Annotated in this window: 15 protein-coding genes; 8 read left to right on the top strand and 7 right to left on the bottom strand. The window is 58.7% G+C overall.

What is annotated here, in order from left to right:
* Positions 1–753 (top strand): NfeD family protein (locus ACXAG1_RS16760; RefSeq protein ID WP_475120321.1); only part of this gene is annotated, 753 nt, incomplete at its 5' end.
* 31 nt (positions 754–784) lie between these two features.
* On the top strand, positions 785–1,543 hold the full coding sequence (locus ACXAG1_RS16765) for a slipin family protein (protein ID WP_475120322.1): 759 nt from the start codon (positions 785–787) through the stop codon (positions 1,541–1,543).
* Between the two features lie 59 nt (positions 1,544–1,602).
* On the opposite strand, the gene ACXAG1_RS16770 is transcribed toward ACXAG1_RS16765, so the two are convergent.
* The 4 genes from ACXAG1_RS16770 to nhaC form a co-directional block, all read right to left on the bottom strand.
* Positions 1,603–3,336 (bottom strand): IlvD/Edd family dehydratase, encoded by a 1,734-nt coding sequence (locus tag ACXAG1_RS16770; protein ID WP_475120323.1) that lies wholly within the window; start codon positions 3,334–3,336, stop codon positions 1,603–1,605.
* Positions 3,337–3,535: 199 nt separating this feature from the next.
* Positions 3,536–5,152, bottom strand: coding sequence for a glucose-6-phosphate isomerase (gene pgi, locus ACXAG1_RS16775; RefSeq protein ID WP_475120324.1), 1,617 nt, complete (start codon positions 5,150–5,152; stop codon positions 3,536–3,538).
* 985 nt (positions 5,153–6,137) lie between these two features.
* Positions 6,138–7,205 carry a DUF3549 family protein gene (locus ACXAG1_RS16780; protein WP_475120325.1) on the bottom strand — a complete coding sequence of 356 codons (1,068 nt, stop codon included), beginning with the start codon at positions 7,203–7,205 and terminating at the stop codon, positions 6,138–6,140.
* Between the two features lie 8 nt (positions 7,206–7,213).
* Complete coding sequence (gene nhaC, locus ACXAG1_RS16785) at positions 7,214–8,704, bottom strand: Na+/H+ antiporter NhaC (protein WP_475093588.1); 1,491 nt, start codon at positions 8,702–8,704, stop codon at positions 7,214–7,216.
* 362 nt (positions 8,705–9,066) lie between these two features.
* Here nhaC and ACXAG1_RS16790 point away from each other — a divergent pair, with 362 nt between their 5' ends.
* From ACXAG1_RS16790 to ACXAG1_RS16815, 6 genes are all read left to right on the top strand, one after another.
* Complete coding sequence (locus ACXAG1_RS16790; RefSeq protein ID WP_475093587.1) at positions 9,067–10,242, top strand: 1-acyl-sn-glycerol-3-phosphate acyltransferase; 1,176 nt, start codon at positions 9,067–9,069, stop codon at positions 10,240–10,242.
* A gap of 86 nt (positions 10,243–10,328) precedes the next feature.
* Positions 10,329–12,488, top strand: a complete 2,160-nt coding sequence (gene dinG / locus ACXAG1_RS16795; protein WP_475120326.1) for an ATP-dependent DNA helicase DinG — start codon at positions 10,329–10,331, stop codon at positions 12,486–12,488.
* Between the two features lie 41 nt (positions 12,489–12,529).
* Positions 12,530–12,856 (top strand): YqcC family protein, encoded by a 327-nt coding sequence (locus ACXAG1_RS16800; protein WP_475093585.1) that lies wholly within the window; start codon positions 12,530–12,532, stop codon positions 12,854–12,856.
* A 278-nt stretch (positions 12,857–13,134) separates the two neighbouring features.
* A complete protein-coding gene (locus ACXAG1_RS16805) occupies positions 13,135–13,830 on the top strand; it encodes an ATP-dependent zinc protease family protein (protein WP_475093584.1) in 696 nt (231 codons plus the stop codon).
* A 116-nt stretch (positions 13,831–13,946) separates the two neighbouring features.
* Complete coding sequence (locus ACXAG1_RS16810) at positions 13,947–15,479, top strand: inactive transglutaminase family protein (protein WP_475093583.1); 1,533 nt, start codon at positions 13,947–13,949, stop codon at positions 15,477–15,479.
* Positions 15,479–16,468 (top strand): alpha-L-glutamate ligase-like protein, encoded by a 990-nt coding sequence (locus tag ACXAG1_RS16815; RefSeq protein ID WP_475093582.1) that lies wholly within the window; start codon positions 15,479–15,481, stop codon positions 16,466–16,468. The genes ACXAG1_RS16810 and ACXAG1_RS16815 overlap by 1 nt, the downstream gene beginning before the upstream one ends.
* A gap of 215 nt (positions 16,469–16,683) precedes the next feature.
* Here the strand turns inward: ACXAG1_RS16815 and ACXAG1_RS16820 are convergent, their stop codons facing one another.
* The 3 genes from ACXAG1_RS16820 to ACXAG1_RS16830 all read right to left on the bottom strand — a co-directional run bounded on the left by ACXAG1_RS16820 (position 16,684) and on the right by ACXAG1_RS16830 (position 20,980).
* A complete protein-coding gene (locus tag ACXAG1_RS16820; protein ID WP_475120327.1) occupies positions 16,684–19,455 on the bottom strand; it encodes a valine--tRNA ligase in 2,772 nt (923 codons plus the stop codon).
* Between the two features lie 163 nt (positions 19,456–19,618).
* Complete coding sequence (locus tag ACXAG1_RS16825; protein WP_475120328.1) at positions 19,619–20,533, bottom strand: hypothetical protein; 915 nt, start codon at positions 20,531–20,533, stop codon at positions 19,619–19,621.
* A 21-nt stretch (positions 20,534–20,554) separates the two neighbouring features.
* Entirely contained in the window at positions 20,555–20,980 is a 426-nt protein-coding gene (locus ACXAG1_RS16830) for a DNA polymerase III subunit chi (RefSeq protein WP_475120329.1), read from the bottom strand.
* Positions 20,981–21,108 lie beyond the last annotated feature (128 nt).

The following is a 21,108-nucleotide window of genomic DNA, read 5'->3' on the forward strand; positions in this document are numbered from 1 at the left end:
GCGCTGGCGGAAAACGTCATCGATGTGGTGGCGGATAACCAACAGCAGTTAATTCAACAATTGCCAAATCGTGAAATCGTATTGAACGGGAGCAAGCAGCAGATTGCCGGCAGCATCGCCGAGCTACCGGTCGTTGCGTACGAGCCCGATTGGCGCAATGAGCTGTTGTCTCTGATCACCAACCCCCAGGTGGCCTACATCCTGCTGCTAATCGGCATATACGGCCTGATCTTCGAAGGCTATAGCCCCGGCGCCATCGTGCCCGGCGTGGTCGGAGTCATCTGTTTGCTGCTGGCGTTTTACGCGCTGCAGGTTTTGCCAATCAACTACGCGGGGCTTGCGCTCATCATTGTGGGGGCGCTGTTAATTGCCGCGGAGCTGTTCGTACCGAGCTTTGGCGCATTGGGTATTGGTGGCGTCGTCGCTCTGGTCATCGGCTCGGTGCTGTTGATCGACAGCGACGTGCCGGGCATGCGGGTATCCAAGGCGCTGATTGGTTCCATTGCCGCAGTCAGCGGACTGGGATTGCTTGGCTTGTTGTACGCGGTCGGTCACAGTCTGCGTCAACCCAAGGTGGCGGCGAACAAGGCGATGGTGGGACGTACCGCGGTAGTGATCGAAATAGAGCCGGAGGTTTTAGTAAAGATCGACGGTGAAATCTGGCGGGCCCGCTGCGACAACCTGTTGACCGAAGGGCAGCTGGTGACGGTCACCGCCGAACACGGATTGATTTTGCAGGTTCAACCGGAATAAGCCATTTATTAGGCGAAAAGGGAGCATTCTTATGGTCAGTTACTTTGCCAGCCTGCTGATTCTGGCGGTCGTACTGCTAATCATGTACGCGATTCGAATCCTGCGGGAATACGAGCGTGCGGTGGTGTTCTTTCTCGGCCGCTTCCAGGCGGTCAAGGGCCCGGGGTTGATCATTATCATCCCGGTACTCCAGACCATGGAACGGGTGGACCTGCGTGTGGTGGTGATGGATGTGCCCACTCAGGATGTAATAAGCCGGGATAACGTGTCGGTCAAAGTGAACGCGGTGGTGTACTACCGGGTAATCGATCCACAGTCGGCGATCATCAATGTGGAAAACTATCACGAGGCGGTAAGCCAGTTATCCCAAACCACCATGCGCTCGGTGCTGGGCAAGCACGAGCTGGATGAAATGCTGTCCGAACGCGACAAGCTCAATGTGGATATCCAGAAAATCCTCGATGAGCAGACCGACGCCTGGGGTGTAAAGGTCACCAATGTGGAAATCAAACACATCGACCTGGATGAAAGCATGATCCGCGCGATTGCGCGTCAGGCAGAGGCGGAGCGTTCGCGCCGGGCGAAGGTAATTCATGCGGAAGGTGAAGCGCAGGCGGCGGTAAAATTGACCGAGGCGGCCGACCAGCTTTCCAAGAACTCGAATGCGATCACCCTGCGCTATATGCAGACGCTGATTGATATTGCCGGGGAGCAGAATTCTACGATTGTGTTCCCGCTACCGATGGACCTGATCAAACCGCTACTGAATAGTGGGAAAGTAGTCGAATAGCCGGAATGCCAGTCATCTTTCAGCGTTTGATTGTACTGATTGATGCCCGGCGATTGGCATCAGTGCGACTCCCGTGAGACTACATCAGCTGAGCCTCCTACCAGGAAGTCCAGGTCGGCGCCCTTGTCTGCCTGCAGCACCGTATCCACGTACAGTTTCGCGTAGCCGCGCTGGTAGGTGGGAGCGGGTGTATTGTTGTTCCACTCCACAAGACGGGCCTGCAGCTCCGCGTCGGAGATTTTCAGATTCAGGCTGCGGGCTTCGCCGTTGAATTCAATCAGGTCGCCACTCTGAACCACGGCCAGTGGCCCGCCGGCGCTGGCTTCCGGTGCCACGTGCAGGATTACAGAGCCAAACGCGGTGCCACTCATGCGCGCGTCGGAAATACGCAGCATGTCTTTGAACCCTTTTTCCAGGAGCTTTTTCGGTAGCGCCATATTGCCCACTTCCGGCATGCCCGGATAACCCTTGGGGCCGCAGCCTTTCAGCACCATGATGCAGTGCTCGTCGATATCCAGCTCTGGCAGATCCTTGCGTGCGTGGTAATCCTCAATGGATTCGAACACCACGGCGCGGCCGGTGTGTTTCAGTAATTCCGGTGACGCGGCATTGGGTTTGATGATTGCCCCCTGGGGGCAGAGATTGCCGCGCAGCACCCAGATACCGGAGTTTTCCTTTACCGGGTTGTCGATATCGCGGATTACTTCGTCGTCGTAGCACTCGGCGTTTTCAACTTGCTCGCCGAGGGTTATTCCGCTGACAGTCGCCGCGTTCAAATCCAGATGGCTGCCGATTTTTTTCATCACCGCGGGTAGGCCGCCGGCGTAGTGATAGTCCTCCATCAGGAAGCGCCCCGAGGGCATCAGGTCCACCAGCAGTGGCAGGTCGCGGCTGTAGCGGTCGAAATCTTCCAGCTGCAGATAAATTTCCAATCGGCCCGCCAGTGCCAGCAGGTGCATCACGGAATTGGTGGAACCGCCCACCGCGGAGTTCACCTTGATGGCGTTGATCAGGGAATCCCTGGTAACGATGTCCTTCATGCGCACATCGTCGCGTACCAGGCGCACGATTTCGCGACCACTCATATGTGCCATGGCCTGGCGGCGGGCGTCCACCGCGGGTATGGAGCCGTTGTAAGGCAGGCTCAGGCCCATGGCTTCCACCAGGTTGGATACGGTGGAGGCAGTACCCATGGTCATGCACACGCCGCGGGAGCGGGACATACCGCTCTCTGCGGCAATAAAGTCTTCCTGGCTCATTTCTCCGGCGCGCACCGCTTCAGAGAATTTCCACACGTCGGTGCCGGAGCCGATATCCCGGCCGCGGAACTTGCCGTTCAGCATGGGACCGGAGGAGACAACGATGGTAGGCAAATTGACGCTGGCGGCGCCCATCAGCTGGCCCGGGGTGGTCTTGTCGCAGCCACCCAGCAGCACTACGCCGTCGATGGGATTGCCGCGGATGGATTCTTCCACGTCCATGGCCAGCAGATTGCGGAACAGCATGGCGGTGGGGCGCATCTGGGTTTCACCGAGGCTGGTAACCGGGAACTCCAGAGGTACTCCACCGACCTCCCAGATACCGCGTTTTACATATTCGGCGATTTCCCGCAGACCGGAATTACAGGGAGTGATTTCAGACCAGGTGTTGCAGATGCCGATGATGGGGCGACCGTCGAACACGTGGTCCGGGTAGCCCTGGGCTTTCATCCACGAGCGGTGGATAAAACCGTCCTTGTCCGACTTGCCGTAGCTCTGCTGGCTGCGGCGGGAGGGCTTGGGTTTGCTCTTCATTCACGTGTTACTCGTCGCTGCTTGTTCTGTCCGAAGTGCTTACGCTGGCTGGCGTGGCCAGGAAGCCGCCATACTTTTTCGACTACATAACTGTGACGGATGAGAGGGCGAAAACTGGCGATTTCAGTTCCGGCGCCAGTTTCGCCGTGCGTGGTCTGTACTTTGCCGGGAGCAATTTGGGCATAGATCGGTTGCTGAATTATTTTTGCAGCAGGCGCTTGAACAGGTTTGCCGTGGACCCGTCCCACGCCTCTGGGACGCCATGCTCCATGGCGTCGTGGACACCATTGCCAAGCACTTTGCCAAGCTCCACACCCCACTGATCAAACGGGTTGATATCCAGCAGGCAGCCAAAGGTGAACACCTTGTGCTCGTAGAGCGCCAGCAGACTGCCCAGGTGGAACGGATCGAGCCTTTCCAGAATCAGCGTGTTGCTCGGGCGGTTGCCGGGAACCACCTTGTGCGGAGCCAGCTGGTGAACCTCTTTGTGGGTGTGCCCGGAGGCTTCCAGCTCCCTGCGCGCTTCCGCGAGGGACTTGCCCTTGAGTAGTGCCTGGCTCTGGCTCAGGCAGCAGGACAGCAGCCACTGGTGCTGTTCCTTCAGCTCTGAGGTCGGTTCCTTGATGGCCACGAAATCTGCCGGAATCATATCCGTGCCCTGGTGCAGCAACTGATGGAATGAGTGCTGGCCATTGCTGCCCTCGGCACCCCAGATCACAGCGCCGCTCGCATAGGGCAACGGTTGGCCGTCACGGGTGACGCTCTTGCCGAGGCTCTCCATATCCAGTTGCTGCAGCCACGCCGGGAACTTGGCCAGGCGCTGGGCGTAGGGAAGCACTGCGAGGCTGCCTGCGCTCCAGCACTGGCGGTACCAGAAATGGATCAGTGCCATTAGCACCGGCAGGTTCTGTGCAAACTCCGCCTCGGCAAAGTGGCGGTCCATGGCATTGGCACCTTCCAACAGCTCGCTGTACACCTCAAACCCGCAGGCCAGGGCGACAGGCAACCCGATGGCGGACCAGAGTGAGTAGCGGCCACCGACCCAGTCCCACATGGGGAAAATATTCTGTGCGGCGATGCCGAAGTCCTGGGCCGCGACGATATTGCTGCTCACCGCGACAAAGTGCTTTTCCAGATCGGACTCTGCACACCCGGCGTCGAGCACCCACTGGCGTGCTGAAAGGGCGTTCTGGCGGGTTTCGAGGGTGGAGAAGGACTTGGAGGCGACGATGAACAGAGTCTCGTCAGCGGGCAGGGGAGCAATGGTATCGCTCAGGTCGGCGCCATCGATATTTGCCACAAAGTGTACGGTCAGCTCCGGGTTGTGCCAGGGGCGCAGTGCCTCCCATACCATGCGCGGGCCCAGGTCGGAGCCGCCGATACCGATATTGACCACATGGCGAATACGCTTGCCACTGAACCCGGTCCAGGCGCCGCTGTGGATTTGTTCAACGAACCTGGCCATCTGCACGCGGCAATCCGCTACCGCCTGCTCGTGCTCTGTCTGCGGCTCGCCCTGAAAGCGCAGTGCGGTGTGCAGTGCCGGGCGGTGCTCGGTGTTGTTGATATTTGTGCCGGAGAGCAACGCGTCAATTCGCTGTTTCAGTTGCGCGGTATCGGCGTACGCCAGCAGCTTTTGCAGTGTGTCCGGGCTCAACAGGTTCTTGCTGTAGTCCAGGTAGATTCCGGCAGCTTCCGCGCTGAACGCGGTTGCCCGCTCAGGACTAGAGGCAAACAGGTCGCGCAGAGACCAGCGGTTTTTATCCTTGTGCTGTTGCAGGGAAGTGATGGCGGCAGACAGAGGTAGAGCATCCATGGTCAAAATTTCTTCGCTGAATAATTTCTGAGTTCGGCAGGAAAGCTGCTGATATTAGCGACAAACGGCCTACGCGACCAGAGTGAGGTGATCCTGTAATGGTTGTGCAAATCAGATACAGGAACGTAGCAAGATTCTACAAAAATGGGGTGAAACTGGCTTGGAAGGTAGCAGGGAATACCGGGGTAGGATGTGAAGCGATGGTGACGCTCGGGAGCCGCTGGTGGTGAAATGAAAGTTACGTGGGAAAATTTTGTGGGGTCCAGAATGCAAAATGCCGCTTCGAAAAGCGGCATTTGCATGAACCTGTCAGAGAGTGATTATTTAACCACTTTCATACAGCGAACATTATCGGATGCCATCCAGCAATCCGCGTCCGCAGGACAAGCCATGGAAGTCGGAATTTGCTCTGATCCTGGAGGGCAGGCGGCCGGCATCGGAGCCGGTGCACAACAACCTGCGAGGACCAGTGCACAAATAATTCCGGTTAAGTACTTGGCTGGAGTGAAATTCATCCCCTAACTCCTTTCCGTTGATGTTAGTCAATAGCATAGACAATAAAACGTCACCTGTTTGGTGTGCTTTGTAAAAATCTTTTCTACAAACATACCGCCCAATGGAGTGTAATAGGCGCGCGGTTAAAATAGCCGCCACAGGTGAATTCAGGATAAAAACGCCGCCAGTTTGTCGTCCCAGTGGGCCTGAATTTAAAGGGTTAAACGCCAAATTACGTTTAACAGCCACACTGCATCATTGCAGAGTGGGTATTATTTTTTTTCAGTAAAGTGAAAAAGAATTTTTTTTCCTTCGTTGCCGCCAGTTTGCGCAGAAGGCGGCGCCAGAAAATTCAAAACGTGATGAAATTCACCGGAGCACTGAGGTTGAATTGCGCGCATTTTTCATGCGCGCGAGGAAATTGAAAGAGAGTGAGGTGGAAGAAGAGGGTGCGTTTGGCCGATTTATGGGTCGCCAACGCTCGCAGGAATCAGGTGCCCGACTGGAGAAAACGCCCGAAGGACACGGCAACAGATTCCTGTCTCTCCGGGTCTCGGAGCACGCCCAGCAACACATTGCGCAGTTGGGGAAGGAAGAGCAAGTCGGTCAGCAGGAGATTGAAGGTCTCCTGGGGCTGACTGGCACTGAGCCGTTCCAGCCAACTCCTGGCCAGCGCGGGTAGCGCGAGATCTTTGCTGCAGCGGCTGCCTATGGCTGCAAGTACTTCCGGCTGAGTCGCGGACCCGGCGGGGTTGTCTTCCAGTATCCAGGATAAAAACTGCTGCCGCATACCCCTGGCGGGGCTGTGGGAGATACCGCGAATGACTGCGATCACCAGATTGAAATCCGGTGTGTCCGATTCCAGGGATTGTCTTGCGCGGGCGATCAACGGCTCCACCAGTTGATGGTCCACGGCCTCGCTTTCCAGGCACTGGCACAGGGAAATCAGGGCGGGGGCGGCAAAACGCGGCAGATTTGCCGCCAGGTTTGCCTGCTCTTTATCCCAGCGCACGGCCAGATCTGCCAGACCTTGTAGAGCCAGTTGCTCCCAGGGAAATGCCGCGGGATCTTTGGCATAGGCCTTGGCGGCCGGGAAGTGATCGCTGGCAGCCCGCTGCAGTACCCTCGCGGCCTTGGCGTGAAACACTGCGCGCTTGTCCGCCGCCGGCGTAAACATCAGGCCGCTGTTTTCCAATGCCTGTTGCAGCGCTTTGGCTGGGGCGCCGCCACTGCGCGCTGGCGAGTGAGACGGATCCAGGGCCTGCTGAAGCTCACGCAAAAAGCGGTCGCGAATCGGCAGCAGCAATTTTCCCTGCTCATCCAGTGGCAGTCTGAGGAACCATACCGCCGGCTCTGCGGCACTTTCGCTGTCAGCGTTTACCGGTGTCAGAAGCAGGCCGCACCAGGCCTGGCGAAGATAGGGGTGGGGCCAGGGGGTGGCGCCCTCTTCAAAACTCAGCGCATCTCGTTTTGAAATGGGGCGCACACGGCGCCCCAGGTCAAACCAGCGCAGATCAAAATCCGCATCGGTAATCAGGTCGGTTAATGTGTTGGCCATTGGATACTTCAGGCTTTTTCTGCATCTTGTAGGGGTTGCTGCACGCCCAGGGGCATCTGCTTGAAGTGCAACCAGCCATAGGCAATGGCGAGCAGCGGACAGATGATATTGAACAGGGCGAAGGGCGCGTAAGTGAAAGTGGCAATGCCGAGGGTGGCACTCATATAGGCGCCACAGGTATTCCACGGAATCAGTACAGAGGTAATGGTGCCGGAGTCTTCCAGGGTGCGCGACAGGTTCAGGCCGTGCAGGCCCTTGCCTTCAAATGCCTCGCGGAACATGCGCCCGGGAATGATGATGGCCATGTACTGGTCACCGGCGGCTGCGTTCATGCCGAAGCAGGTAAGGACGGTGGAGGTGATCAGGCCGCCCACGGTTTTTACCCCGGACAGCGCCCAGTTGACGATTCGCTCGAGGAAGCCGGCGCGCTCCATCACGCCACCAAACGCCATGGCGGAAATAATCAGCCAGATTGTGTTGAGCATGCTGCTCATTCCGCCCTTGGAAAGCAGAGAGGCGACGGCTTCATTACTGGAGGTGGATTTATAGCCGTCGAACAGGCTGTGCCAGGCGCCTTTCAACAGGTTGAGAGTGCCTTCTCCCCCGGCCAGTTGGCGTGTGGCATTGGGCTCGAAGATCATTGCGATCAGGCAGCCCACCAGTGACCCGATGATCAGTGTCGGGTAAGCGGGTACTTTCTTCCACGCCATCGCCAGCAGCAGCACCAGGGGCAGCATGCTCACGATCGAAATGCTGAACTCATCTTGCAGGGCGCCAAGCAGTGTCTGGATGTCCTCTGCGGAGGCGTGGCCGGTATTGGAGCTGAGGCCGATCACCGCGAAAATGATCAGGGCGATGGTGAAAGCGGGGATGGTGGTCCACAGCATATGGCGGATATGCAGGAACAGGTCGTTGGAGGTTACCGCGGCGGCCACATTGGTGGTGTCAGATAGCGGCGACATTTTGTCGCCGAAATAGGCGCCGGAGATCACCGCACCGGCGGTAATCGCCGGGTTCAGGCCGAGCGCCGCAGCGATCCCCATCAGCGCCACACCCAGGGTGCCCGCGGTGGTCCAGCTGGAGCCGATACTCAGACCGACAACCGCACAGATGATACAGCTGGCAGCGTAGAACCACTGGGGGGAGAGCAACTGCACTCCGTAGTAGATCATCGAGGGTACGGTGCCAGCGAGAATCCAGCTGCCGATCAGCGCACCGACTGCCAGCAGGATCAGGATGGCGCCGAACACCAGGCTCATGCCGTGCAGCATGCCGCCTTCCATTTCTTTCCAGGTGAAGCCATTTTTCATGCCCACCATTGCGGCCACGCCAGCACAGAGCAGCAGGGCAATCTGGTTGGGTCCGTACGATGAATCGGCGCCGTAGAAATATACGGACAGGGACAGCAGGGCGATCAGGATCAGGAGTGGGATCAGGGCATCCAGCAGGCTGGGTTTGCGGGAGTCGTGCTGCGACTCGCTGGAACTGGTGTGACTCAAGGTGGTCTCCTAGTGGCAAGCAGGGTACTGGCCGTCCGGCTTGTGACCGGGGCGCCAAGTCAGTTTCTTGTTATTGAAGCGGCCTATTCTCGGGGCCGGCTCCGCATATGTCTATAGTGGTGCCGGTGTGGCCGGTAGCGGCAAAATTTCTCCATTCGCCAGGTGTGTAACCTGTGAGTCGCGGCTGGCGCTGGCAGTTCTTCGCCGCATCCGGTATGTTCTGCGCCGGTTTCGCCCGGCTCTATCTCGATATTGCCCCGGTATTGCATCGGAGCGTATTTGCTGGGCCACAATAAGAATGAGCCAGAGCGTGGCGGGCCTGAATCTCGGCGCGCTGAAGTTGGCAGGTAGCACTACTCCATATGAATGCGAGAAATATCGACCCCAGTCAGTTTGATGAAATCCGCCCGTACCGCGATGATGAAGCGCGCGCCGCGCTGCGTCGCCTGGTAGAAGACCCGGAAATGTCCCGGGTAGTGGCCCATTTCCTGCTCCCCGGCGCCGCAAGCAAGCTGGAGCGTCCGCTTGCGTGGCTGGTGCGCCAGTTTGTGCGCTTCGAATTCCGCAACGCCCACAATATTCGGGGCGTGCAGGAGGTCATCGCCAAGTATCTGGAAAAGGCGGTCAATCGCACCAGCTGTGGCCTTTCTATCTCGGGCCTGGATACGTTGCCGCGGGACCGCGCCTGCTTGTTTGTCAGCAATCACCGGGACATTGCCATGGATCCTGCGCTGGCGATTCTCGCCATGTTCAAGGAAGGGCATGAGACTTCCCGTATTGCCATCGGCGACAATCTCCTCTCCAAGCAGTTTGCCGCGGATATCATGAAGCTCAACAAGTGTTTTGTGGTGAAGCGCAGCTCCGGTAGCCGCCGCGAAAAACTGACCGCGGCCACGACCCTGTCAAAATACATCCATCACTCCATCGTCAACGACAACGAGCACGTGTGGATCGCCCAGCGGGCCGGCCGCGCCAAAGACGGCCTGGACCGCACCAACCCCGCACTGGCGGCAATGTTTGCCATGGCCAAGCCCAAGGAGCAGCCTTTTGCGGAGTTCTGGCGCGAGCTGCATATCGTGCCCCTGTCAATCTCCTATGAGTGGGACCCCTGTGACCGCTACAAGGCCCGTGAGTTGTACATCAAGGAGCACCAGGACGAGTACCAGAAGGAAGCCCATGAAGATCTCGGCAGCATCGGCAAGGGTGTGGTCGGCAAGAAGGGCCATGTCCATGCGGCCTTCGGTACCCCGATTGAAGGGGATTTCAATGACGTGGGTTCACTGGCGGACGAGATCGATCGCCAGATTATCGGAAACTATGTGCTGCATCCGACCAACCTGATCGCTTACCAGATGATCTACGGGGAGGCGCCTCAGGTACCGGTGGGCTATCCCCCCAAGCCCTGGCACCCGGATGAGCACCAGGAGATCCGCGAGCAATTCGAACAGCGTATGGCTGCTATCGATGAGCGCTGGCGGGACAAGGCCATCCAGGGCTACGCCAACCCGGTGGTTTCGCGGCTCGCTTTCGAGCAGTGAGCGGAATCCTGATTGGCGCAATCCTAAGCAAGCATGGATAATGCCCGGCTGATTTACTCCTTTAGTGCAGGTTCAGTCGGTCCCCAGTGCTCAGCGATAAAGACAAAGAATCCATCCAGAACGCCTATCGTCAGTTTCTCAGCGGCCGCGAGCTGAAAGCCCGCTACGGCCAGAAACTGATGATTGCAGCGATCGCCCGCGCCCTCGGCGGCATCGAGCGCAATGGCGCCGGTGAGCGGGACCACGGCAAGACCGACGGCCAGCATATCTGCGTGGTGGAGGCGGGCACCGGTACCGGTAAAACCGTCTCCTACCTGCTGGCGGCCATCCCCATGGCCATCGCCCACGACAAAACCTTGGTTGTCTCCACCGCTACCGTGGCCCTGCAGGAGCAGATCATCCTCAAGGATCTGCCGGAGCTGGTGCGTCATTCTGGCCTCAAGTTTGATGTGGCCCTGGCCAAGGGCCGCGGGCGCTACCTGTGCCTGTCCAAGCTCGATCAGCTACTCACCGAACTCACCTCCAGCGGTGTCGGTGCCTCCCTTGCCTTGTACGAGGACGAAAAGCCCCAGGTGGACGAGGCGGGCGTCAAACTGTATCGGGAGATGGCCGATGAGTTGGCCAGTGGCCGCTGGGATGGCGACCGCGATAACTGGAAAGACACATTGGAAGGGGAAGACTGGAGCCGGGTGACCACCGACCACCGCCAGTGCAGCGGCCGTCGCTGTCCCCACGTCAGCAGCTGCAGCTTCTTCCGCGCCCGCGAAAGCCTGGGCAAAAGCCGCGTCATCGTCGCCAATCACGATCTGTTACTGGCAGACCTTGCCCTGGGCGGCGGCGCCATTCTGCCGGCACCGGAAGATTCCATCTATGTGCTCGACGAGGCCCACCACCTGCCGGACAAGGCGCTCAATCACTTTGCCCACCACAGCCGCGTGGGAGCCACCACCGGCTGGCTGGACCAGGCCAACAAAAATCTGAGCCAGTTGCTGGGCGAGATTGGCGATGGCGGCGAGCTGGACCGCGCCGGAGAAGAGCTGCCCGCGCTGTTCACGTCCGCCAAACAGAAAATGGAAATGGCCTGGCCGCTCATTGAAGACCTGTGTGAATTCGAGGAAGAGCGCGGCCGCGGCGGCCAGCAGTCCCGCAGTGCCCGCTTCCGCTTTGAGGGCGGTGTGGTACCGGAATCCCTGCAGCAACTCGCGGATCAATTGCGCGAGGACTTCGACGAGATGGAGGCGCTGCTGGGCAAAATGGTGCAGGTGGCCCAGCGCATGATGGAAGACGCCCACAGCCCGGTGCCCATAGTCGATCTGGAGCGCTGGTACCCGGTACTCGGCGGCTGGCACGGCCGCGCCGAGGCGAACCTGCAACTGTGGGCCAATTATTCAAGGGAAGACCAGGGCTCTGTGCCCCAGGCGCGCTGGATCACCCTGGTGGACTGGGGTGGTTCTTTCGATTTTGAAGTGTGCAGCTCACCGATTCTCGCCGGCAAAACCCTGGAATACAGCCTGTGGCGCCGCTGCTATGGCGCGGTGCTGACCTCTGCCACGCTCACCGCGCTGGGTCGCTTTGATCGCCTGAAAATGCGCGCCGGCACGCCGGACAATGCCAGTTACGAAATCGTACCCAGCCCGTTTGATTTCTCCCGCGCGGAACTGCGTGTACCCAGGGACGCCGTGGAGGCCAACAACGCCGACCTGCACACCAACGCGGTAATCGAGGCGCTTCCGGAGTTACTGGATGGAGATAAAGAGGGTGGCGCCCTGGTGTTATTCGCCTCCCGCCGGCAGATGGAAACCGTCTACGAGTCCCTGCCCGGCACCTGGCGCAACCGTATTTTGATGCAGGGGGTACAGTCTCGCCAGCAATTGCTGGACAGCCATAAAAAGAGTATCGACAAGGGCGGTCGCAGTGTGTTGTTTGGCCTCGCCAGTTTTGCGGAAGGCCTCGATTTACCCGGCGATTACTGCCGTCATGTGATTATTGCCAAGTTGCCATTCGCAGTGCCGGATGACCCTATCGAGGCCGCCCTGGCGGAGTGGATTGAAGCCAAGGGCGGGAATCCCTTCATGCAGATCACCGTGCCGGATGCCGCGCTCAAGCTGGTACAGGCGTGCGGTCGCCTGCTGCGTACCGAGCAGGACAGCGGCACTATTACCCTGCTGGACCGCCGTATTGTTACTAAACGCTATGGCCGTGCCATGCTGGACTCGCTGCCGCCGTTTCGGCGTGCTGTGAACTAGCCCCATTTAGATACATAGTTGTAGTTAGATAGTTGCCTGATATGAAATCCATCTATTCGGATATCGCCACCCTGTTGCTCGAAATAGAAGCCGAGCTGCGTGCACTCGGCCTGTGGGAAGAAACCCCGCCCAGCGCCGAGGCCCTGGCCAGCACCCAGCCATTCTGCGTGGATACCCTGACATTTCCCCAGTGGCTGCAGTTCGTATTTCTCGCGCGCATGAGCCATCTGGTGGAGTTTGAGCAGCCATTGCCAGAGCAGTGCGGTATTGCGCCCATGGCCGAGGAGTATTTCCGTGGTGGCAGTCTGTCGGGTGTGACCCTAGTCGCCAAACTGACAGAAATAGACGAGCGTCTGGTGCGAGGCTGACCAGCACACATTTCACGGTGGTGGCGATTGTCGCTTGATTCGTTGTGACCACTTGGTACCATCGCGTCTCGTCGATTGCCGGCTACCCTTTCCTTAATCTGTGCGCCCTAACCCGCGAAAAGGGTGATTGGGCCCCCGGTGCAGTTGTGAAGTGGATAAGGTAATATCCGGGCTTTGCAAAATTCGGGGTGCAAGGAGCACCCGGTGTTATACCGCCAGGATTACTTGATAACAGTGCAAAGGGCCGACCCCGCGCCCTAAGGTAGTAATAAGAACAGATGCGGTTTTTGCCTTCTATTTCCCTGTTGCTGCTTGTTCAGCTGCTAGCCGGTTGTGAGACGCTGCTCCCGTCAGAGCCCGCCTTACCGGAAACACCCAATGTGTTCGAAGAAACACCGCCTCCCCAGGGGACTCCCGATGCGTCAGGGCAGTGCCCGCCGGTGGAGGCTGTGGTGTGCGCCGAACCCGAGGTCAAAGTGGTGGAACGGGTAATCGAGCGCAAGTTCGAGAAAATCGTCGAAGTACCCGTTGCCAAAGACAAGCTGGTCCTCGGCTCGGAAGAGTATTTTGTGGTTGAGCCCGGTGGCCTGCGCCTGAAGGCGCTGGTGGATACCGGTGCAGCGACCTGCTCACTGAGCGTGCTGGAGATGACGCCTTTCGAGCGTGATGGCAGCGACTGGGTGCGTTTCAACCTTTCAGACGGCGGTGATGCGGAGCCGGTAAAGATCGAATTGCCGATCAAGCGCCACGTGCGCGTCGCGCGGCCCGGGTTTGATCGCCAGCGTCGCCCCATCGTCAACATGAGTCTGACCATTGGTGAAGTTACCCACATGGTGGAGGTGAACCTGGTGGAGCGTGGAGAGTTTGAATTCCCGCTGTTGGTGGGGCGCAATTTTCTGAAGGATGCCGCAGTGGTTGATGTGAGCCGCAAGCTGGTTCAGGGAAACGGTGTGGCGCCGGAGGTTGGTAAATAACCCATGGTTGCTGACGGGTAACCCCGGAAATGTGGCGCGGTTACTGGCAGAACTTGCGGTAATCGGCAAAATACGCGGCCAAAAGCTGCAATTCATTTTGAAACGGGGAATGGCGAATGTCGCCACGGGCTCAGGTCTATATTCTCGCCGCGATACTCGCTCTTATGGGTGCCGGCCTCACTATCTATAAAAATGTCGAACTGGGCTTCCCGCTGTTGCCCGGTGAATACCGCACCGTGTGGACCATTGAGGCCAAAGTGCGTTTTACAGCCGACGGCGGCCCCGCCAAGGCCGCGCTGACCCTGCCGCGGGAGCAGCGCAATATGGAAGTGCTGGGGGAAACCTTCAGCTCCTCCGGTTACGGCTTCAATATTATCAGCGAAGACGACGAGTATCGTGCGGTCTGGGCCAAGCGCCAGGCCAGCGGTGTACAGTCGTTGTTCTACCAGCTGGATGTACACCAGACGCCCGGCGCTGCACTGGAGCAGCCACTGGATCTGAGCACTCAGGTCGTGAAACCGCTCCTCGGTGCCCGTGAACAGGAAGCGGTGCGTCAGGCGATTTATTCTCTGGTGGGGTCCGCCCGCGAGCGCTCCTCCGACACCAGTACCTTTACCTCGGAACTGCTTACGGCGCTGAGCGATAACCGCAATCAGGATCGCAACCTGATCTTCGGCTATTACAAGGACCGCTCTTTCGTCGATGTCGCCCTGCTGGTGCTGTCTGCGGCCGATATCCCTGCACACCGTATTCGCGGACTGTATCTGGAAGACGATCGTCGCCGTCTGGATCCGGAAGACCTGCTGGAAATTTTTGATGGCAAGCGCTGGGTGGTCTTTGAGCCCCAGAGCGGCTCACCGGGTGTGCCAAAAAACTTCTTTATCTGGCAGCGCGGTGGCAAAAGCCTGCTGGATGTAGAGGGTGGCCGGAATTCCGGTGTGACCTTCTCGGTAATCTCCAACGATGTTCCCGCCCGCGATGTGGCCATGCTGAGCACCAGCCAGGAAAAAGAAGCCCTGGTGGACTTCTCCATCTACAGCCTGCCGATCGAGCAGCAGAGTATCTTCAAACTGATCCTGCTGGTGCCGGTGGGCGCTTTGGTGGTTGTTCTGTTACGAGTATTTGTGGGCCTGCGTACCTCCGGCACCTTTATGCCGGTGCTGCTGGCCATCGCCTTTATTGAAACCCAGCTGTTTACCGGTCTTGCGATTTTCGTATTGATCCTGATCCTCGGCCTGTGGATTCGCTTCTATCTCAGCAGGCTCAACCTGCTCCTTGTGGCGAGGATCGCCGCCGTGGTGGTCACGGTGGTGATATTGATGGGGGCCATCAGTGTGGTGAGTTACAAGCTCGGTATCGAGCAGGCGCTGACGGTGACCTTCTTCCCGATGATCATTCTCGCCTGGACCATCGAGCGTATGTCCATCGTGTGGGAAGAAGATGGGCCTTATGAGGTGGTGGTGCAGGCAGGTGGCAGTTTGCTGGTAGCGGTGATTGCCTGGTGGGTGATGACCAACCGCTATATCGAGCACTGGACTTTCAACTTCCCAGAGCTGTTGCTGGTATTGCTGGGCTTTATCATGATCGTCGGTAACTACACCGGTTATCGGCTCGGTGAACTGGCGCGGTTCCGCCAGCTGGTGCGCTGATGCATCTGCCGTCTATCTTTCGCGGTGGCCTGGTCTCGCCCTTTGCGCTGAGGAAGCTCGGCATACTGGGCATGAACGCGCGCAATGTGCATTACATTGCGCGGTACAACGATCGCGATAAATACCCCATTGTCGACGACAAGCTCAACACCAAGCGCCAGGCCAAGCGCTACCGGATTCCTGTCCCGGAACTGATTGCCGCCTTCGAGACCCAGCCCAGCCGCAAGCGGGTAATGGAAGTCATCGAGCCGCTGGAAAAGTTCGTGATCAAGCCGGCGCGCGGCTCCGGCGGCAAGGGGATTCTGGTGATTGTGGGGCGTGACGGGGAAGACTACTTAAAACCCTCTGGCAATAAAGTTACCACGCTGGATATCCAGCGCCACGTGAGCAATATCCACAGCGGCCTTTACAGCCTCGGCGGCAAGCCCGACCGGGTGATGATCGAGGCCCTGGTGGATTTCGACCCTATCTTCGACAAATACTCGTTTGAGGGTGTGCCGGATATCCGTGTGATCGTATTCCGCGGCTACCCGGTAATGGCCATGCTCCGTTGCTCTACCCACGACTCCGACGGCAAGGCCAATCTGCACCAGGGCGCAGTGGGGGTGGGCGTCGATCTCGCTACCGGCAAGGCCTCCCACGCGGTGCAGCGGGGGATGCGGGTGGAGATTCATCCGGATACCCAGATGCCCTTCGCCGATCTGGAGGTGCCGGACTGGAAAGAGCTGGTGCGTCTGGCGGCCAGCTGCTACGAAATGACCGGGCTTGGCTACCTCGGCTGCGATATCGTGCTGGACCGCAAACGCGGACCGCTGCTGCTGGAAGCCAATGCGCGTCCCGGGCTCGCGATTCAGATTGCCAATGGTGTCGGATTGCGCACGCGCCTGGAACATATCGAGGATATGGACCTGGAGCAGCTGGAAAAAAATGTGGATGAGCGCGTAGCGTATTCGATGGACTATTTCGCGGCTAAGCCCTTAGCCCTATAAAAAGCCCTTAGCGCTATAACAAGCCTTTAGCTTGATGGCAGGCCTTTAGCCTAAAGACGTCATACCGGCGAGAGCCGGTATCCAGTACTGAGTTTGGGCACCGTGCAATTCTGGATCCCGGCGCAAGGCCGGGATGACGGGCGGGAATATACATGGCCCATGGAAATGCCTACAAAACATTCCACATGGGCCTTTCGGTGGAATAACCGATCCGGTTACAGATTCTTCAGCGATTCCAACTGCTCAACAAAGCGCGCGCGAGTGCTCTCCAGATCCGCCAGTCGCTGCTTCTCCTTGTTCACAACCGCTTCCGGTGCCTTGTCCACAAAGTTCGGGTTCTGCAGCTTGCCGGCAACCTGTTTCAGGTCTTTGTCCAGCTTGTCCAGCTCCTTCTGAACCCGCGCACTTTCCGCTTCCACATCGATCAGGCCGGCCATGGGTACCAGCAATTCCAGCTCGCCCACAAAGGCGGTAGAGGAGGCCGGTGCTTCGGCGCCTTTTGCCAGCCAGTCGATGGATTCCAGGCTTGCCAGTTTGGTGAGCAGGCTGCGGGTCTGCTTCAGCAGGTCTTCATCGTGGTCGGAGCCGCCGCGCAGGATCAGCGGGATCTTCTTCGCCGGCGAAATATTCATTTCACCGCGAATATTGCGCACGCCTTCGATCACGCCTTTCAGCCACGCAATGGCCGCTTCGGCATTCTCGTCCACGCGGTGCTCGTTGGCCTCCGGGTACGGCTGCAACATGATGGTGTCGCCGGCCTTGCCTGCCAGGTCTTTCACCCGCTGCCAGATTTCCTCGGTAATAAACGGCATCAGCGGGTGCGCCAGGCGCAGGATGGTTTCCAGTACGCGGATCAGGGTGCGGCGTGTGCCTTTCTTGATCGCGTCGCTGGCGTTGTCGTCCCACAGGACCGGCTTGGACAGCTCCAGGTACCAGCTGCAGTACTCACTCCACACAAAGTCATACAGGGCCTGGGAAGCCAGGTCGAAGCGGTAGCTTTCAACAGCTTCTTTTACGGCAATTTCGGTGCGCTGCAGCTGGGAAATGATCCAGCGGTCGGCGATGCTCAGCTCGAAATCTTCGCTGCCATCCTGGCCGCAGTCGTGGCCGTCGCAGTTCTGCAGTACGTAGCGGGAAGCGTTCCAAATCTTGTTGCAGAAGTTGCGGAAGCCTTCGATACGGCCCACATCGAACTTGATATCGCGGCCGGTAGAGGCCAGTGAGTAGTAGGTGTAGCGCAGGGCGTCGGTACCGTAGGCGGCGAGGCCTTCGGGGAATTCCTTGCGGGTCTGCTTTTCAATTTTTTTCGCGTCTTTGGGGTTCATGAGCCCGTAAGTACGCTTGGCCACCAGGCTTTCCAGGTCGATACCGTCGATCAGGTCGATGGGGTCCAGTACGTTGCCCTTGGATTTGGACATCTTCTGGCCTTGGCCGTCACGCACCAGCCCGTGTACGTACACGGTTTTGAACGGTACTTCTTTCTTGAAGTAGAGGGTCAGCATCATCATGCGCGCGACCCAGAAGAAGATGATGTCGAAGCCAGTTACCAGTACCGAGGTCGGGTGGAACGCCGCCAGTTCCGGGGTTTCTTCCGGCCAGCCCAAAGTGCCGAAGGTCCACAGGCCCGAGGAGAACCAGGTGTCGAGCACGTCTTCGTCCTGGCGCAGTTCGATATCGCCGAGGTTGTATTTCTCGCGCACGTCTTCTTCCGAGCGGCCCACATAGACCTTGCCGTCGTTGTCGTACCACGCCGGGATGCGGTGGCCCCACCACAGCTGACGGGAGATACACCAGTCCTGAATGTCGCGCATCCAGGAGAAGTACATGTTCTCGTAATTCTTCGGCACGAACTCCACGTCACCGTCTTCCACCACCTTGATGGCTTCGTCTGCCAGAGGCTGGGTTTTCACATACCACTGATCGGTGAGCCAGGGTTCGATCACCACGCCGGAGCGGTCGCCGCGGGGCACTTTCAAAGTGTGCGGTTCAATTTTTTCCAGCAGGCCCAGAGCATCCAGATCTTCCACCACCTGTTTGCGCGCGGCAAAGCGCTCCATGCCCTGGTATTTTTCCGGCACGTTTTCATTCAGGTTGGCATCCTGGTCCAGAATGTTGATCACTTCCAGATCGTGGCGCTGGCCCATTTCGTAGTCGTTGAAATCGTGCGCCGGGGTGATCTTTACGCAGCCGGTGCCGAATTCCAGGTCCACGTAATCGTCTGCAATGATCGGGATTTCACGATTGGCCAGGGGCAGGGTGATTGTCTTGCCGATCAGGTGCTTGTAGCGCTCGTCTTCCGGGTGCACCGCCACGGCGGTATCGCCGAGCATGGTTTCCGGACGGGTGGTGGCAACCACAAGGTGGCCGGAGCCGTCGGTCAGCGGGTAGCGGAAGTGCCACAAGCTGCCCTGTTCTTCCTCATTCAGTACTTCCAGATCGGAAATCGCGGTGTGCAGTTTCGGATCCCAGTTCACCAGGCGCTTGCCGCGGTAGATGAGGTCGTCTTCGTACAGGCGGATAAACACTTCCTGCACCGCCTTGTAGAAGCCGTCGTCCATGGTGAAGCGCTCGCGGGACCAGTCCGGGCTGGCACCCAGGCGACGCAGTTGGCGGGTGATATTTCCGCCGGATTCTTCCTTCCACTCCCACACTTTTTCGATGAACTTGTCGCGGCCCAGCTCGTGGCGATTTTTGCCTTCCGCACTCAACAGACGCTCCACCACCATCTGGGTGGCGATACCGGCGTGGTCGGTGCCCACCTGCCACAGGGTGTTATCGCCCTTCATGCGGTGGTAGCGGATCAACGCATCCATGATGGATTCCTGGAAACCGTGGCCCATATGCAGGCTGCCGGTCACGTTGGGCGGCGGAATCATGATGGAGTAGGGGGCGGCCTGGGTGTCGCCGGAGGGCTTGAAATAGCCGTTCTCTTCCCAGGTTTTGTACCACTGTTGTTCGATGGCGTTGGGCTGGTATGTCTTGTCCATGCGCGGGGGAATGCCTTGCGTTGTATGGGCTGGCCGCCCGGTCACAATCGGTTCCGGGGGCAGTGAATAAATAAAAGGGGCGGAATTATACCGCTGGGGTCGGGGAGGGCAAAAGTGTAGTGCAACCACGCACTCCGAAAGTCCGGATTTGGTGGGCGAAGGTTCAATCGTCTTGCGGATAGATCTCGTTGACCAGTGCGGTGATATTGGCGCGCAGCTGCCGTTCCAGCTCGGGCAGCTGCTCGGCCATCAGCTGTTCAATCAGCTTGTCACGGATCCCGGGCTCTTCGTCCGCTTCGGCGTCCTTGTTATCTCCGGTTTCAGGTTCGGGCTCCGGAGCGGCCACCGCGGGTTCCGCGTCCGGTTTCGGGATACGACCGCCGGTCAGGCGCGCGCGGATATGAGGCGGCAGAAACGGGTTCTCCGAGGCCGCGCGGGCGAGAGCGGGCTGGGAGGAATGTGCCTTCTCCGGCGGTTTTGTGTCAGCCGCAGACTCTTTATCCGCCGGTTTTTGCCCTCGTTCGACCGTGGAAGTCGGTGCTTTTGTCGCTTGTCCGGAAGGTGCTTGAGGGGACTCCTGCTGAGGCACCTGCTGGCGTGGTGCATCAAACAGGCCTGGTTGGAATTCTTCTTTGAGGTCAGTATTTGAACCGCGGACTTCGCTCTGCTCGGGCTCCGGTTTCTCTTTGACTTGCTCGTTTGCCCCGGCAGTCGTGTGCTCGGGCATGGTGGCCAGTGCGCGCGGAAGATCCTGAAGCGGGCGCAAAAGCTCCCGGTCTGCATCGCTGAGGGTCGGGGCGTAGTCGTCGGTCAGCTCTTCATCAATGGGGCTGAACAGAATGGGCAGGTCGGCCTCTTCCAGTGGGCGCGGTGGCGCAAGCGGAGCGCGGGGTTCCCGCGCAGCGGGTGCGGAATTTGGAGCAGTGTCATTGCTTCCTGGGCTCGCGACCTGATCTAGCAGAGGAATATCCGCTTCCATATCACTGCCGAGCAGCTCGTGCAGTGAGCTCAGTTCACTTAGCAATTCGTGGGGCGGCTGACCGTGGCGGTGTTTTCTATTCTTCTTTCGGCCGGACATGGCACTTGGCTCGGGCTCTGATCAAATGGCGATTTTATGGGATTGTAACGGATATCCCCTGTCGCGGAAGTGACTGTATCGCGTTCTTGAGCGGGCGAGGGAGTCTGGGTGCTGGCAGACGATTTCTGCAAGGCGGTCGAATTGGCTGAACCAGCCGGGTACTTCTGTACAAAGGTTGATCAGCAGCCCGTGATGCTGGCCGGGGTCTTCGCCGCTGTTGATTTCGATGGCGGCCTGCTGATCCAGGTTTTGCGGGGCGTGGGGCAGGAAACTGTCTTCCCTGAAGGTCCACAGCAGCTCATCAAATTGCTTGGCCTGTTGCTCGTTATCCACAGCAATCAGTACCCGCAAACCACTACGGAACGCTTTCTCGGCCAGGCGGCAGGCAAAGTTCTGGATCTCGTCGGGATTCTCTGAGGCCAAAACATAGAAGTCGATACGGGTCATCTTCAACGCACAATCGGTCGATGCGAAGCCGTCGCTGCCCGGTAAACCCTTGCGAGACCTTCAAAAACAGGATGTTTTTGCAGAGCCCCCAGGGATGGGTTCACGGCGTGTCTCGCAAGGGTTTACCG

This window comes from Microbulbifer sp. ABE4_465 (genome assembly GCF_056160765.1).

Excerpts from the sequence above, each read along its gene's own strand:
- ACXAG1_RS16820 (WP_475120327.1), bottom strand. The coding sequence starts at position 19,455 with ATGGACAAGACATACCAGCCCAACGCCATCGAACAACAGTGGTACAAA.
- ACXAG1_RS16800 (WP_475093585.1), top strand. The coding sequence starts at position 12,530 with ATGAAATCCATCTATTCGGATATCGCCACCCTGTTGCTCGAAATAGAA.
- ACXAG1_RS16805 (WP_475093584.1), top strand. The coding sequence starts at position 13,135 with ATGCGGTTTTTGCCTTCTATTTCCCTGTTGCTGCTTGTTCAGCTGCTA.
- ACXAG1_RS16825 (WP_475120328.1), bottom strand. The coding sequence starts at position 20,533 with ATGTCCGGCCGAAAGAAGAATAGAAAACACCGCCACGGTCAGCCGCCC.
- ACXAG1_RS16830 (WP_475120329.1), bottom strand. The coding sequence starts at position 20,980 with ATGACCCGTATCGACTTCTATGTTTTGGCCTCAGAGAATCCCGACGAG.
- ACXAG1_RS16790 (WP_475093587.1), top strand. The coding sequence starts at position 9,067 with ATGAATGCGAGAAATATCGACCCCAGTCAGTTTGATGAAATCCGCCCG.
- ACXAG1_RS16810 (WP_475093583.1), top strand. The coding sequence starts at position 13,947 with ATGTCGCCACGGGCTCAGGTCTATATTCTCGCCGCGATACTCGCTCTT.
- ACXAG1_RS16765 (WP_475120322.1), top strand. The coding sequence starts at position 785 with ATGGTCAGTTACTTTGCCAGCCTGCTGATTCTGGCGGTCGTACTGCTA.
- ACXAG1_RS16770 (WP_475120323.1), bottom strand. The coding sequence starts at position 3,336 with ATGAAGAGCAAACCCAAGCCCTCCCGCCGCAGCCAGCAGAGCTACGGC.
- ACXAG1_RS16780 (WP_475120325.1), bottom strand. The coding sequence starts at position 7,205 with ATGGCCAACACATTAACCGACCTGATTACCGATGCGGATTTTGATCTG.
- ACXAG1_RS16815 (WP_475093582.1), top strand. The coding sequence starts at position 15,479 with ATGCATCTGCCGTCTATCTTTCGCGGTGGCCTGGTCTCGCCCTTTGCG.
- pgi (WP_475120324.1), bottom strand. The coding sequence starts at position 5,152 with ATGGATGCTCTACCTCTGTCTGCCGCCATCACTTCCCTGCAACAGCAC.